General features: G+C 61.3%; 14 protein-coding genes, 1 tRNA gene, 2 rRNA genes and 1 pseudogene (1 of these 18 only partly in view). 12 read left to right on the top strand and 6 right to left on the bottom strand.

Going from position 1 to position 13616, the window contains the following annotated elements; translation table 11 throughout:
* The 4 genes from QM789_RS18490 to QM789_RS18505 form a co-directional block, all read left to right on the top strand.
* Window positions 1–720, top strand: a 23S ribosomal RNA gene (locus QM789_RS18490); it begins 2123 nt to the left of the window's first position.
* A 78-nt stretch (window positions 721–798) separates the two neighbouring features.
* A 5S ribosomal RNA gene (rrf, locus tag QM789_RS18495) occupies window positions 799–913 on the top strand.
* A gap of 55 nt (window positions 914–968) precedes the next feature.
* Window positions 969–1045: transfer RNA gene (locus QM789_RS18500), tRNA-Met, on the top strand.
* A gap of 164 nt (window positions 1046–1209) precedes the next feature.
* Window positions 1210–1968, top strand: coding sequence for a GIY-YIG nuclease family protein (locus QM789_RS18505; protein ID WP_420353265.1), 759 nt, complete (start codon window positions 1210–1212; stop codon window positions 1966–1968).
* Here QM789_RS18505 and QM789_RS18510 read toward each other — a convergent pair.
* Both QM789_RS18510 and QM789_RS18515 read right to left on the bottom strand, forming a co-directional pair.
* Window positions 1965–3128 carry a DNA cytosine methyltransferase gene (locus QM789_RS18510; protein ID WP_420353266.1) on the bottom strand — a complete coding sequence of 388 codons (1164 nt, stop codon included), beginning with the start codon at window positions 3126–3128 and terminating at the stop codon, window positions 1965–1967. The genes QM789_RS18505 and QM789_RS18510 overlap by 4 nt on opposite strands.
* Window positions 3125–3535: a very short patch repair endonuclease gene (locus QM789_RS18515; protein WP_420353267.1), complete on the bottom strand. Its 411-nt coding sequence runs from the start codon at window positions 3533–3535 to the stop codon at window positions 3125–3127. Before QM789_RS18515 ends, QM789_RS18510 begins: the two co-directional genes overlap by 4 nt.
* Window positions 3536–4147: 612 nt before the next feature.
* On the opposite strand from QM789_RS18515, the gene QM789_RS18520 reads away from it, so the two are divergent.
* Complete coding sequence (locus QM789_RS18520) at window positions 4148–4702, top strand: hypothetical protein (protein ID WP_420353268.1); 555 nt, start codon at window positions 4148–4150, stop codon at window positions 4700–4702.
* A gap of 171 nt (window positions 4703–4873) precedes the next feature.
* Here the strand turns inward: QM789_RS18520 and QM789_RS18525 are convergent, their stop codons facing one another.
* Both QM789_RS18525 and QM789_RS18530 read right to left on the bottom strand, forming a co-directional pair.
* Window positions 4874–5113 (bottom strand): hypothetical protein, encoded by a 240-nt coding sequence (locus QM789_RS18525; RefSeq protein WP_420353269.1) that lies wholly within the window; start codon window positions 5111–5113, stop codon window positions 4874–4876.
* Complete coding sequence (locus QM789_RS18530) at window positions 5110–5262, bottom strand: hypothetical protein (protein ID WP_420353270.1); 153 nt, start codon at window positions 5260–5262, stop codon at window positions 5110–5112. The genes QM789_RS18525 and QM789_RS18530 overlap by 4 nt, the downstream gene beginning before the upstream one ends.
* A gap of 131 nt (window positions 5263–5393) precedes the next feature.
* Here QM789_RS18530 and QM789_RS18535 point away from each other — a divergent pair, with 131 nt between their 5' ends.
* The 3 genes from QM789_RS18535 to QM789_RS18545 all read left to right on the top strand — a co-directional run bounded on the left by QM789_RS18535 (window position 5394) and on the right by QM789_RS18545 (window position 8639).
* Window positions 5394–6950, top strand: a complete 1557-nt coding sequence (locus QM789_RS18535) for an ISL3 family transposase (RefSeq protein ID WP_420353271.1) — start codon at window positions 5394–5396, stop codon at window positions 6948–6950.
* Window positions 6951–6969: 19 nt separating this feature from the next.
* Complete coding sequence (locus QM789_RS18540; RefSeq protein ID WP_420353272.1) at window positions 6970–7344, top strand: hypothetical protein; 375 nt, start codon at window positions 6970–6972, stop codon at window positions 7342–7344.
* Between the two features lie 278 nt (window positions 7345–7622).
* The gene (locus QM789_RS18545; protein ID WP_420353273.1) at window positions 7623–8639 is read left to right on the top strand and encodes a hypothetical protein; all 1017 of its coding nucleotides are present in this window, start codon (window positions 7623–7625) and stop codon (window positions 8637–8639) included.
* Window positions 8640–8810: 171 nt separating this feature from the next.
* On the opposite strand, the gene QM789_RS18550 is transcribed toward QM789_RS18545, so the two are convergent.
* Complete coding sequence (locus QM789_RS18550; protein WP_420353318.1) at window positions 8811–9443, bottom strand: IS630 family transposase; 633 nt, start codon at window positions 9441–9443, stop codon at window positions 8811–8813.
* Window positions 9431–9658: a hypothetical protein gene (locus tag QM789_RS18555; RefSeq protein ID WP_420350218.1), complete on the bottom strand. Its 228-nt coding sequence runs from the start codon at window positions 9656–9658 to the stop codon at window positions 9431–9433. The genes QM789_RS18550 and QM789_RS18555 overlap by 13 nt, the downstream gene beginning before the upstream one ends.
* 246 nt (window positions 9659–9904) lie before the next feature.
* On the opposite strand from QM789_RS18555, the gene QM789_RS18560 reads away from it, so the two are divergent.
* From QM789_RS18560 to QM789_RS18575, 4 genes and pseudogenes are all read left to right on the top strand, one after another.
* Window positions 9905–10855, top strand: coding sequence for a hypothetical protein (locus QM789_RS18560; protein WP_420353274.1), 951 nt, complete (start codon window positions 9905–9907; stop codon window positions 10853–10855).
* Window positions 10852–11808 (top strand): hypothetical protein, encoded by a 957-nt coding sequence (locus QM789_RS18565; protein ID WP_420353275.1) that lies wholly within the window; start codon window positions 10852–10854, stop codon window positions 11806–11808. Before QM789_RS18560 ends, QM789_RS18565 begins: the two co-directional genes overlap by 4 nt.
* A gap of 36 nt (window positions 11809–11844) precedes the next feature.
* Window positions 11845–12348: a hypothetical protein gene (locus QM789_RS18570; RefSeq protein WP_420353276.1), complete on the top strand. Its 504-nt coding sequence runs from the start codon at window positions 11845–11847 to the stop codon at window positions 12346–12348.
* Window positions 12349–12455: 107 nt separating this feature from the next.
* Window positions 12456–13616, top strand: a pseudogene (locus QM789_RS18575) (IS5 family transposase); the annotation flags it as partial.

Consider the following 13616-nt stretch of genomic DNA (forward strand, 5'->3'; position numbering starts at 1 on the left):
GAGATACCACCCTTCGCACTCTTGATGTCTAACCGCGGCCCGTTATCCGGGTCCGGGACCCTGCATGGTGGGGAGTTTGACTGGGGCGGTCGCCTCCCAAATCGTAACGGAGGCGCGCGAAGGTAGGCTCAGACCGGTCGGAAATCGGTCGTTGAGTGCAATGGCAGAAGCCTGCCTGACTGCAAGTCTGACAAGACGAGCAGAGACGAAAGTCGGTCATAGTGATCCGGTGGTCCCAAGTGGGAGGGCCATCGCTCAACGGATAAAAGGTACTCTGGGGATAACAGGCTGATGATGCCCAAGAGTCCATATCGACGGCATCGTTTGGCACCTCGATGTCGGCTCATCTCATCCTGGGGCTGGAGCAGGTCCCAAGGGTATGGCTGTTCGCCATTTAAAGAGGTACGTGAGCTGGGTTTAGAACGTCGTGAGACAGTTCGGTCCCTATCTGCCGTGGGTGTAGGATACTTGATGGGAGTTGCCCCTAGTACGAGAGGACCGGGGTGAACGATCCACTGGTGGACCAGTTGTCGTGCCAACGGCAGTGCTGGGTAGCTATGATCGGACAGGATAAACGCTGAAGGCATCTAAGCGTGAAGCCCCCCCAAAAACTAGGTATCCCTTGAGGGCCGTGGAAGACCACCACGTCGATAGGCCGGAGATGTAAGCGCGGTAACGCGTTCAGTTGACCGGTACTAATTGCCCGATTGGCTTGATTTGATCCAGTAGCAGCAAGGCTACAATCAATAAGCATGCATACTTATGTGAACAGGACTTGGACAAAGGCTTCTTCCTCGGTTTGGTGGTCATAGCGCTGGCTAAACACCCGATCCCATCCCGAACTCGGCCGTTAAGGGCCAACACGCCAATGGTACTGCGTCTCAAGACGTGGGAGAGTAGGTCACCGCCAAACCTAGAAAGAAGCCACGTTCTCTCAATACGATCAAAAACCAACAGACAAACATCGGCGCGGGGTGGAGCAGCCCGGTAGCTCGTCAGGCTCATAACCTGAAGGCCGCAGGTTCAAATCCTGCCCCCGCAACCAGAATTAGGAAACAATGCCAAAGACTTACACGCCGCCCCAAGGGGCGGCTTTGTGCGTTCCAGATTTCAACTCAACGCCTGCTCAACAAAACACGCCTCGATGGGTGTCAGCCGAGGCTGGGCATGATAGTCCTTGGACATTGAGCGGAGGAATCGGGGGCGGGCTTGCCAGACGGATTTATCGCATTCGAACTCGACCTGATGGGCGCGGTGATGAACCAGCTTGTGCCCTCGCTCGACGCCATGGCGAGCGCGCCGGTCTCGCTGGCGAATACTCAGGCGCTCCCTGATGCTCAAGGCGTCTACCTTCTGATCTATGACGGGCAAGTTCGGTATGTGGGCAAGACCGATGCGGAGGCCGGCCTGCGGACGAGGTTGTCCCGGCATGCTCGCAAGTTCGAACAGCGGCGCAATGTTCGGCCAGAGGACGTGCAGTTCAAGGCGGCGCAGATCCTCGTTCTGACCGCGATGGATATCGAATCCCGCGTGATTGCTCACTATGGGTCCGAGTGGAACGGCTCTGGTTTTGGATCGAATGATCCGGGTCGCGAGCGCGAGACGACAGCCAAGCCGCCGCAGGGATTCGATGCCCGTTTCCCGATCGACATTGATCTTCCGCTGGAAGTCCTGCCAGAAGGAGAGCGATCCGTTCACGAGGCCCTCGTGTCATTGAAGATCGCGCTGCCCTATACGCTGCGATTTGAACTCGAACCAGGTGCTCGCGGCAGTCATGCGTTTCGCACTCGACCCCACCCTGATCTGGCGGCTTCGAGTGTCAATATTCCAGCGAGGCCGTTGACCGTTCGGGAAACAATGCAATTGATCGTTCAAGCCCTGCCCGAAGGCTGGCAGGCGACGTATTTCGCGAGCCATATGATCCTTTACAAGGAGGCAAGGGCTTACGCCCACGGGCAGCCGATCTAGGCGGCTTCCAGCTTTGCCTTGACGCCCGCCGCGACGATTCGCGCCAATTGGCAGGGGACCGCGTTCCCAAGTTGGCGCATGGATTCGGTCCAGGAACCGTGAAACACCATGTCATCGGGGAAGGTTTGCAGGCGGGCGCTCTCGCGAACGCTGAAGTAGCGCACCGATCCATCGGGCCGACGCAGCATGTTCTCGCCGCCGGGAACCCCATGAACACCAGCTTTCAGGGTCTTGGCCGGTTCGTCCAGAGGGCTGCCGGTGTGCCCTGGATATGACCTGGCACCGGGCTGCAGGCGATGGTCATGAAAGCGAAGCGCGGAACCTGGGGCTATTTCCGGGTCGGGCAGGTCCGAGATCGCGTCCCGAACCGTCTGCCAAGGCTCCATCATTGGGGCTTCCGCGATCCTGAGCGCGCGAGTCTTAGCCGCCCCGCCTTCCGGTCGGTGTTTCTTGGCCACGTTGTGGAGATCCCAATACACTGTATCTCGCCATTGCGACCAGAGAAGCGCGTCCCGAGAATGGGTTTCGGCGGGGAAGTGCCATTCTATGCCGGTATCAGCCCGAAACCCAACGATGAAAACCCGCTCGCGGCGTTGCGGGACGCCATAGTTTGCCGCATTCAGGACGCGCATGATCACCCGATAATGGAGACCAGTCTCGCCGCCGCGAGTATGATGATGTTCGAGACGCGCAAGATGCGTCAGCCATTCCTCGTCCGGTCTCGCGACAAGTTCGGGATAGGTCAACTGCAAGCGAATGTATTCAAGATAGTTGGCGAAGCTGCTGCGCGTCAGTCCCTTAACGTTCTCGAAGATGAACGCGCGAGGTTTCAGTTCTCGCACCGCGCGGATGGCCTGGGGGAACATGTCGCGCTTGTCGAGGAATGCCTGATGCCTGCCGCCCATCGAGAACGGTTGGCAGGGTGGGCCGCCGGTAACAAGATCGACGGAGCCTTCGACCGAGGTGAAGTCGAACTGTCGGACGTCACCTTCATGAATCGGCCAGTGCTGGATCGGATCAAGGCCGCGGGTCTTGTTCTCCCGCAGCGTGTCGCAAGCCCAGCGATCCCAGTCCATGACGGCAGCAGGCTGAAATCCGGCTTGGCTGACACCTATACCAAGACCGCCAGCCCCCACGAACAACTCCACCGATTTCATCATTGCAGAAACTCCCGGATCTTCGCCTCAAGCAAACCTCGTTCGCGTGTCTGGCACTCCCAGATGACCAGAGTTTCCCAGCCAAGGTCCGCGAGACGCGCGAGGTTGGTCTCGTCACGTTTTCTGTTTGTTTCAAGCTTTGGCAGCCAAAAGTCCAGCTTGGATTTGGGGAGGCGGGCGAGCGGGCAACCGGGATCCGGGTGACGATGCCAGAAGCACCCGTGCACGAAGATTACTTTGCGTCGAGAGGGGAACACCAAGTCGGGGGTGCCAGGAAGGTCACGACGGTGGAGCCGAAATCGGTAGCCAAGGCCATGGATCATGCGACGAACCAGCAGTTCCGGCTTGGTGTCGCGCCCGCGCACCCGGCTCATGCGTTCGCTGCGCTGCTCGGCGGTGAGGGTGTCCATGTCTTAGAGTGACCCGCTTCCCCTGGATTGTCGAGCGTCGAAAGCTGGTGGATATCGCGATCCGCCACAACGGAAAAAGGCGGCGCTATGCGCCGCCAAGTTGGGTTGATAAAATTTCCGCTCGCCGGGCCGCTAATGCAGGGCGCGGGGAGACGACTGAGTCATCAGTTACTTCGGCAAGCTACGCCAATGGGCGCAGACATGCTCGATGCAACCGAACCGTTCACGCTCGTAAGCGTGGATCCAGATGAATCCGGCCATGCCCTTCTCCTTCTCGGAAGAGGGTTTCGCTTGATGCGGGCCGCGATTTGTGGAATACTCTGTTTGCACACAGGAGGATTTCCACGGGTCTCGGCCCGCGCTGATTTCCGCCTATCTGGGAAGCCAGGCCGTTAGGTCTGGCTTTTTCCGTTTAAGGTCACGCCGTGCCGGGCAGATGGCAACGCGACGGACCCCGGTATCTTCTCATGGCAGTCTCCGAATCTTGCTGGTGGGTGGCTCCATGCATACGTACATACCGGATTGACGGTAGGCGCACAAGCGTTTACGAACGGATTGATGGCTGATAAATGCACTTGACACCACCGCGCGGCCAAAAGGGGAACATTTGCGATGGATATGATCGCTCGTTTGCGGGCTGAGCGACAAGCACTTGTGGCTCGCCTAAGTGAAATTGACAAGATTTTGGCGCAGTACGAGCAGATCGAACGTGCTGCGCAACAGCTACTAGGTGGTCATCCACCGATTGATTCCCAGGCGATGACGGCAGAACCCGTAGAGCATGATGCGCCACCTACGCCAGTCGCGTTGCCCGACCGGGCAGTCAGTGCAAAGAACAAGACCCCGATAGATGAGTTTGAGCAGGCGGTTATCGACGTGTTGGAAGAGACCGCCGCCCCCATGGATCGTGTGCAACTCTATGGCGCACTGACGGAGCGAGGCATCGTGATCGGCGACGGTGATCGTGACAAGGAACTCAACGCGCTATCAGCAAGGGTCTACCGCATGACGCAAGCGGGTAGGCTGACCAGTCGCCGTGGGCAGGGATACAGCCTGAAAACTGATGGTGATGTTGATGACCTTCATCACGGTCCTCAACACGAGGCCGTTCCGCTGCATCAAGAGGCGCAAGAGGCAGACGATCGTGACGACGATCTGCTCGCTTGACGTCATGTCCCGCAGCTTCAGTTTACACACGCTCGCGCCTGCCTCCGCATGACGTGGTAATCGGCGAGCATGCTCTCGATCGCCGCGCCGGCCGGCAGCGCCTCGACCTCGGTCGCCGCTCGTTGCTGAAACTCGGCAGGATACTCGAACACCGGCGGGCAGGCGGCGAGGTCAGAAGCCACCCTTGCGCAGCCGCTCGACAAGATCGTCACGATCCCGAGGACGATCAGCCCCGGCTTCCAGCATCCGGCGGTTCGCATCGTTGGTCCTTTCGAGGGTCTCGAGGCGCTCGGCCGCTCGCCCGGCCTTCTCGCCGGTGCGCCGCGCTCCGAGGATGAACAGGAGGATGGCGGCGGCGAGGGCCAGCCAGGGCAGCGCCCGCCGCCACAGAGAGACGAGGACGGCGATCACCGCCGCCCCCTCTTCCAATCGTCCAGCCGGGCGTAGATCGTCACCGCGATCCCGGCCAGCGCCAGCGCAACGAACGCCCAGCGGAGCGTGTCGAGGTGCGCGATCATCGGTTGGACAGATCCCTGCGCCTCGGCCAGCGCATCCCGCACCACTGTTGTCCGGCGTGGAATAAGGACCCCGCTTCTGGGGTGATCGGCATCCAAACGGGGGTCTGACGCAGATTTGGTGGAGGTGAGCTTCGATCTCGCTACATTTTGGCCTTCTTTCAGGGAGGCTACCGATGGCGTCATGGTTTTCACGCCGAGATTTTCTGCCGGCAGGGCTTACGGCCGATCAGATCGAGCTCGATGGCAATACGATCCGTATCCATGCCCGCTCTTCGGCGGCTGCGGCCGCCTGTCCACATTGCGGGAGCATTTCGGAGCATCTCCACAGTCGGTATCGACGTCGCCCGGCCGATGTTCCTGCGCATGGGCGAGCCGTGGAAATCGTCTTGCAGGTTCGTCGCTTTCGCTGCCGCGCGTCCAGCTGTCCCGCCCGGATCTTCGCCAAACGGTTCCCGTACGGCGTCACCCAACCGCATATGCGACGCACCTCGCGCTTGCAGGATCTTGTGCGCCACCTCGGCCTTGCCCTCGGCGGACGACCTGCTCAGGCGCTCGCCCGGCGCCTTCTGGTGCCGGCAAGCAAAGACACGTTCTTGCGTGGGGCGCGGAACCTGATGGGCCTCGCCTCCGAACCCCCGCGTGTGATCGGCATTGATGACTGGGCATGGCGCAAGGGGCAGCGTTACGGCACGATGATCTGCGACCTGGAACGGCGGCAGGTGATCAACCTGCTGCCCGATCGCGAGCCTGCCACTGTGGAAGCGTGGCTCCGCGCGCATCCCGGCATCCGGATCATCGCCCGCGACCGCAACGGCGGCTATGGCGGGGCTGCCACCCGCGCCTTGCCGGAGGCGGTTCAGATCGCTGATCGCTGGCATCTGCTGGAGAATGCAAGCGCCGCGTTCCTGGCGGCCGTGCAGCGCAGCATGCCCGTCATCCGCAGGGCGATCGGGGCGAAGACGTTCGATCCCGCGCTGTTGACGGCAGCGGAAAGGCTGCAATACGAAGGCTTTCGGCGTCGCCAGCAAACCAATCGGATGGTGAGGACGATGGCCGATGAGGGCCTGCCCATCAAGCGTATCGTCCGCTCGACCGGCCTCAGCCGCAAGCTCGTTCGCCAGATCCTGCGTGGCAAGCGCGAAGATGTCTTCCGCATCCGCGAAAGCAGTCTGACACCCTGGCTGCCACGGCTGGAGCGGGAATGGAACGGCGGCTGCCGGAATGGCTCCGAGCTTTGGCGCCGCCTCAGGGAGGATGGTTTCCACGGCAGTCTTCGGGTCGTCGGGGAATGGGCAACACGCCAGCGCCGCGCCGGGCAAGCCGTGCCAAACGGGATGGGGAAATCGCCACCAGCCCGCAGGATTGCGCGGCTCCTGACCATGGGGCGGGATCACCTGTCCAGAGCCGATGCACTTCAGGTCGCGCAGATCGAAGCGGCATCGCCGGCCCTTGCGACCGCCCGGGCACTCGCCGACAGGTTCACGGAGATGGTTCGAAACGGGCGTGAGGATGTCTTGGCCAGTTGGCTCGATGAGGCGGCAGACAGCATGATCGCGTCCTTCGCCCGTGGCCTCCGCAGCGACTGCGCCGCCGTTGCCGCCGCCCTGCGCGAACCTTGGTCGAACGGGCAGACAGAGGGGCAGATCAATCGGCTGAAGACCCTCAAACGACAAATGTATGGCCGCGCCAATAGCGATCTGCTCAAGGCAAGGCTCCTCGTGCCAGCATGAACGCGGAAATGTACCAACTTTGAGTCAGACCCCCTTTGGGACGCCGATAGGGGGGCACCATTCAACGCCGATTGACAGCTTGCAGCGGAACGGGGTCTGGGGTGAGGAGACCGCCTCGCAGAAGGTCGAGCACTTCGGGCGTTGGTTCGGTGCCTTCGCCGCTCCGCCGGGAAGCGAGGTCCAAGGCTTTGGCGCCGACCCGAAATCGCGGACCTTCGCCATGATGATCTTCCCTCAAGTCTGTGACTGGTATCTGCAATGGCGCGAGCGCCGCCGGGGCTTTTACACCAAGTGGGAGATCGACCTGCTGTCGATCGCCGCAGCTTTCTGCCGAGAGGAAACTGGTTGGCTGCGCCAGACGCCAGGCATGACGGCGCATCGAAACCCGATATGACCGGTGTCGGATCCTGTTCCTCTCCGCATACGCTTTCTGCGCAACCGTTATCTATTGGTTGCGGATCATGACTGTAGCAATGTATCGTGATATGCCGTATTATACAACGGCATGCCTCGTGAGGGGGCCGGTTGGCTGGCGCGGGCCGTGAGTTCAGGGAGGGGCCATGGCACAATTGGTTTTCGTGCATGGAGTTGCGACGCGCGACACCCCGGAATATCGCGCGGCAATCGCCAATCGCAACGTGCTGTTCCGCGAGTTACTGTTCACAGGCAGTAATGTTGACATCCTATCGCCGAACTGGGGGCAGTACATTCCGGCGATCGATCAAGGGGTCTTCGAAACCGACCACGGGGTCACGACGTACTCGCAATGTCGGCGATACCACCAGTCTCGGCGGGGGGCTTGCCGGTGGCGGTGCCGACGGTGTGGTTGGCGACGTCACGATTGGAGCCATTGGCAAGCAGGATCCGGTCGCGGCCCTGTCGGCGATCTGCTCTGAGATCGCCGACAGGGCTGCTCGTGAACAGCGGGACCTTCTGCCGAAGGAGCTTCTCGCGTTCCAGAAAGCCGCGGAACTCATCGCAAACGAACGGGCGGGGGAGATTTTCGCGGGCGATGCCAGTTCCTCCTCGATCGGCGATCTGCTGACGGCGGATGCGCCCGCTGAATTCGGGATCGGCAACTCCATCCTCGATGCCGTCAGCAAGGTGACGGACTACGTTCGCAATGCCGTCTCGACGCTGGGCTTCGACGCTGTCCGCGGCAAGCTGTCGCCAGCGGTCGGTCTCTTCATTGGCGATGTCTTCGTCTACCTCAAGGAAGGCGAGATCCGGCAGAAAATCCGTGCCGAGGTACGCGGGATGCTCACCAAGGCCCACGAGGCTGCAAAAGCAGGGAGGGGCCCACTGGTGATTGTCGGCCACAGCATGGGCGGCGTCATTCTGGTCGACATGCTGACCAATCCAGGCGCGTCGCAGCTTCCCGCTGATCTTTCGGTTGACGCACTGTTGACGGTCGGGTCGCAGCCGGGTTTCTTCGCGACGCTCGATCTCCTCGCGCCGAACCCGCCGAACGGGTCTCCGCGCCGACGGCCGGACTGCGTGAAAAACTGGCTCAACGTGTTCGATCCCATTGATCCGCTGGCATTCCGCACCGACATGATCTTTGAGGATGCGGAGGACTTCGCGTTCAACTCGGTGACCGGCATCATCGAAGCACATTCCAAATACTTCCAACGACCGCAATTCTACGCGCGCTCCCGCAAGAGACTGCGCGAGCTCAAGGTGCTGTGAGGGCGCGATGACGTTGCTGATCAACCGCGATGTCGATGGCCCCAGGACACACGCCTTTGTTCTCGGCGTCGGCAGCTACCCGGCGGCGAAAGTCGGTGTCGGCGTGCTGCAGAGCCTGCAGAAGGTTCCGGACCTACCGAGCGCGGCCGACAGCGCTAGAGCGTGTTTCCGTCAATCAGCCTCATATCCTGCCGCTCTGAAGTAGTTGTAGCACTCCTCTTCCGAGAAGAGGTTGCAGAGCTGTCCGACGGCATTCCATAGCTGATCGTAGGTTCGTGCGGCTGCCTTTCGGATCAGGGATTTCAGCTTGGAGAACGCCATTTCGATGGGGTTAAGGTCGGGGCTATAGGGCGGCAGAAACAGGAACCAGGCGCCAATGCCGCGCAGGGCGGTCGCTGCGCCGGGGCTTTTGTGGCTTGAGAGGTTGTCCAGGATGACCACATCTCCGGGGCGCAGGGTCGGCACCAGCTGTGTTTCGATGTAAAGGGTGAACACCTCGGCGTTCATTGCGCCGTCGAAGACCCACGGGGCGTCCAGCCGGTCATGGCGCAAAGCCGCAACAAAGGTCTGGGTTCGCCAGTGGCCGAACGGCGCGTGATCGACCAGGCGCTGCCCGCGCGGCGCCCAGCCGGTGGGCTTCGCCATGTTGGTCTTGATCGAGGTTTCGTCGACGAAAGCCAGCCGTTCCAGATGATTGGCCATGAATGTCTGGCGTTTGGCAATCCAGATATGTCGCTTGTCGGCGACGTCCTTGCGCTTCTGTTCAAGCGCCTGAAGATCTTTTTTGTGTGTCAGACCCGCCAGACGGTGGCGCGGTGGACGGCGATGCCATGCGTCTCAGCCAGCTCCGCGACCAACTCGTCGAGCGTGATCTCGCCCTTGGCGGCGACGCGGGCCTCGATCCACTCGGTCGCGCCCGTCAGCTTGCCCTGCCCGCCGCCGTTGCCTTGCCGCCGCGGCGCCAGCGACCCGGTTTCATGGCGGAGCCGGACCAGATCGTTGACGAATTTCGGGGACACCCGGAAATGACGCGCCGCTTCGCGGTGCCCATGGCCTCCATCGACATACCCAACAACTCGCGTTCGCAACTCTATCGGATGTGATTTGCCCATCGGCGACCCCCATATCGGCTTCAACAGAAGGGAATCACAACACAACCAAGCTGGGAAGCATGAATCCGAAAGGCAGAAACACGCTCTAAGCTTGTCACCGACTGGCTAATCGAGAATCAGGATCGGCTGGCCGCGTCGCTTGCAACGCTGGAGGTGCTGATCTCGGACCCCGGCCAGCCCAATAACCGGTATCCTTGGCAGCGCGGGCCAGTTGATGCCGCGACTGCGGAGAATGTGGGCACGAAGGGGTTCGCGTGGTTCAAGCGAGCGACCGCAAGGCAGGGCGACGTCGCGTTCTTCTATTGCTGCGGGCACGGAGCTTCGCACGATCAGGATCCGGTTCTGTTTCTCGAGGATCTCAACGGCGATGAACGCAACGCGTGGACGCACATCAACCTAGCGTTTCCCGCACAAGCCTTCCGCAAGTCGAAGACGGTTTCCGCCTTATTCCTCTACTCCGACGCCTGCGGGGAGTTGATCCCGGAAGTCGAACTTGTCAAGGATCCCCAGAGTTGCGCGTTCTACCCGCAACTAACGCCCTTTGGACAAAGCCGAAACCAGGTGTCGCTCCTCTGCGCCGCTGCTGAAGGCCTTCTCGCTTACGACGGGCCGCGAGCGGCTGGGGCGCAGGTAAACTTTGGCCGATTCACGCAGACCCTCCTCCAGGCGCTCAACGGGTCTTCTGCGCGCTGGGTGCGTGACAGGTGGGGCGTCTGCGGTCGCGACCTGCTCGTCGACCTCAAATATCTGCGTCAGATCTTTTTCAGTCATTGGGACAGCAAACAACCTTTCCAGCCCTTCGAGGCTTTCACCCAAACCGACCGCATCCCGGTCGTGTTCCCGGATGCGTTCGAACTGCCCATTGTCCTGATGACCGATCCGCCCGAGCGGATGCCGCAATATGGAATCGGGATCAGCCAGACGAAGGATGAAGGTGCGCCGTGGCTGAAAAACCGGGACCCGGGCGACGCGAGCGAATGGTCGACAACCGTTCCGCCGAGCCGCGACGCTCTCTATGCGATCGCGTTCAGTAACCAGGGCCGCTATTCGCTGCTCTTTCAGCCCAAGGAGCCCTTGTTCGATCAGTGGGTGTCAGTGCCATGAAGACCAGCCTGCATTTCGAAGCACCGAGCGATCTCTCGGTTGGAACCGTCCGCATCACCGGAGAAGGAACGATGGTCGCCGATTGGGTTGCGACGCCCGACAACAGGACCTTCAGCCAGGACGATCTCAAGCCGGGCATCTATTCCGCCGAAATCGGCCCGGCAGGGGTGTCGCCGCAATCCGTCGTGTTCCAGGTGCAGGAGGGGCAAGCCAACAACGTTGTGTTGCCGTCCTTCTCCGCTCTTTCCGCGTCTGGCAGCAACACCAGCTTCTTCGATCATGTGAGTTTGCGCACCACCTCCACGCCGCCACAGTCCATCTCGGAACATCTTTTTGCCAAAGCGGAATTCAAGGTGAGCTCCGACAGAAAATTTCTCTCGCAACTCGGTCTGAGCAAACCCGAAAAGCCATCACAGCCGGGCACGGTATCTGCCGAGAGCAGACGTTTTTTCATCGGTTTGTCCGAGGAGAGCCGTGGCCGCGACGCCTTCGACACTTTCCGTAGTCGAACCAGCATGGAGGTGTTTCCCGGCCGGATTGAAGTCGAGCTTCCAACAGATCCCGGCCGTGATCCATGGGCCGGCCATCGCGTGCGCCTGTCCGTCGCTGTCCAGCGACTTCGCGTCGAGCGATGCCTTCTGCCGCTCTATGCCGGTGGAACCCGGATCACCGCGACCGTGCCACCTCTCTCTTCGGCCGATGTCGAACTCGCTATCCTGCCGATTGATGCGAAACTGCGCTCGCTCGTGCGCGCGCTGGACGCCGGCACGTCGGCGGAAGCTGCGGCGGTGCGCGACGATGTTATTGGCAAAAACGACCCTGCGGCTCAGCTAGGAAAAGGCGGCGACCCTTGGGCGGCCATTCTGGGTGCCCTCCTGCCGATCCGGTTTTCGGATGTTTTCAGTCCCCTTTCCACGGAGGAGGTCGAACTTTTCGTGAAGCGCGCGGGCTGATCTTACGATGCGCATGTCGTCCATGCGAGTTATCTCTTGGCCAGTGCAGACAACGCCAAGCCCGACGTGCAGGAGGAGGCCGTCGAGGCTGTGATCACCGCACTCGCGTCCGCGCAGGTCGCTGGGTCGCCCTATTACCGCTATGCGAACCAGTTATTCGGCGAGATGGTGTCCGGCATCGATGCCTATCTCGGCAATACGAAGCACGGCATCGCGCCCCCAATCGTCGATCGTTTCAACCGGGCGAAGGCTAGGTGGCGCTGCGAGATCCCGCTGCAGCGCGGAACTGGACCGACATTCACATGGCTCGCCCGAGACCAAGCTGCGCTCAAGGAGCGCCGCGTGCTCATGCCAAACAACAAATCTTCCGGCAGACTGCGGTCAAGAGACTGCACGATCTTGTTCAAAGGCCGTGTGAGCAACGGCCAGATTGCGATCATTTCCCAGGCTGGGGTGCAACCCGCAGCCAAAGAAATACCTAACCCCGCCAGCGTAGTCTCTGGCCAATTCCATAAGTCGGACGTAGATAGTCGGCTCTGAACAACGCGGAACACATTGATTTTGCGTTGTTATATTGCTGTTTTGTTGGCATCAGATTGCAAGGTTTCGTAATCTGGCCCCAGAAACCCTGCGAATTCCGATTGCCCATGAAGCCCCATTCCCGCGCCCCGAACAGAATGATCTCCTGCGCCCCAGGCTGGTGGACATAATCGATGCCCGCCACGAATTGGTGAAGCTCGCCGCCCTGATCCACTGGGAGTTCTTCGAGCGGGAATGGGCCGGGTTCTTCCCCTCGAAGACAGGCCGTCCGGCGACCTCGCCACGCCTGATCGCCGGGCTGATGTATCTGCAGCACGCCTTCAAGCTGTCGGACGAGGCGGTGGTCGCCCGTTGGGTGGAGAACCCCGACTATCAGCATTTCACCGGTGAGACCTTCTTTCAGCACCGCCCGCCGATCGATCCCTCATCACTGGTGCGCTGGCGCAAGAGGATCGGTGAAGAAGGCGTCGAATGGCTGCTGACCAAGACGATCGAAGCAGGCCGCAATTCTGGGACGATCACGGACAAGGCGCTGAAGCGGGTGGCGGTCGATACCACCGTGATGGAAAAGAACATCGCCCATCCTACGGATGCCCGGCTTTACGAGCGGGCCCGGGCCCTGCTGGTCGGCTTGGCGAAGAAGGCCGGGATCGATCTGCGCCAGAGCTATGCCCGTCTTGCACCGCGGCTGGCCATCCAGGTCGGGCGCTACGCCCATGCCCGCCAGTTCAAACGCATGCGCAAGGCGCTGCGCCGGCTCAGGGGGTATGTCGGCCGGGTGCGCCGCGATCTGCGCCGTCACCTGCAGGACATCCCGCAAGGCCCCCTGCACGAGAAGGTTCTGGACGCGCTCTGGCTGGTCGGGCGCCTGCTGGAACAGGGGCCGAAGAGCCGCGACAAGCTCTATTCCCTGCATGAGCCCGAGGTCGACTGCATCTCAAAGGGCAAGGCCCGTGTGCGCTACGAATTCGGCACCAAGGTCAGCCTCGCCACCACCCTCGACAGTGGGTTCGCCGTCGGCGCCCGCAGCTCGCGGGCAATCCCTATGATGGTCACACCCTGGCGCCGGCGCTGGAACAGGTCGCCATCCTGACCGACCAGGTGCCCGATCTCGTCGTCGTCGACCGCGGCTATCGCGGCCACGGCGTGAACAGCACCAAGGTCCTGATCAGCGGCCAGCGGCGGCGGCCTAACGCCATTACTGGCCAAACTCCTGAAACGGCGCAGCGCCATCGAGCCCGAGATCGGTCACATGAAGATGGACGGAC

The sequence above is a fragment of the Paenirhodobacter sp. genome (assembly GCF_047600745.1).
Taxonomy (GTDB): Bacteria; Pseudomonadota; Alphaproteobacteria; order Rhodobacterales; family Rhodobacteraceae; genus Rhodobacter.

What these genes read in the sequence shown, in the direction of transcription:
- QM789_RS18510 (WP_420353266.1), bottom strand. Translation starts at nt 3,128, where the DNA reads ATGATGAAATCGGTGGAGTTGTTCGTGGGGGCTGGCGGTCTTGGTATA.
- QM789_RS18545 (WP_420353273.1), top strand. Translation starts at nt 7,623, where the DNA reads ATGTTGACATCCTATCGCCGAACTGGGGGCAGTACATTCCGGCGATCG.
- QM789_RS18535 (WP_420353271.1), top strand. Translation starts at nt 5,394, where the DNA reads ATGGCGTCATGGTTTTCACGCCGAGATTTTCTGCCGGCAGGGCTTACG.
- QM789_RS18520 (WP_420353268.1), top strand. Translation starts at nt 4,148, where the DNA reads ATGGATATGATCGCTCGTTTGCGGGCTGAGCGACAAGCACTTGTGGCT.
- QM789_RS18565 (WP_420353275.1), top strand. Translation starts at nt 10,852, where the DNA reads ATGAAGACCAGCCTGCATTTCGAAGCACCGAGCGATCTCTCGGTTGGA.
- QM789_RS18515 (WP_420353267.1), bottom strand. Translation starts at nt 3,535, where the DNA reads ATGGACACCCTCACCGCCGAGCAGCGCAGCGAACGCATGAGCCGGGTG.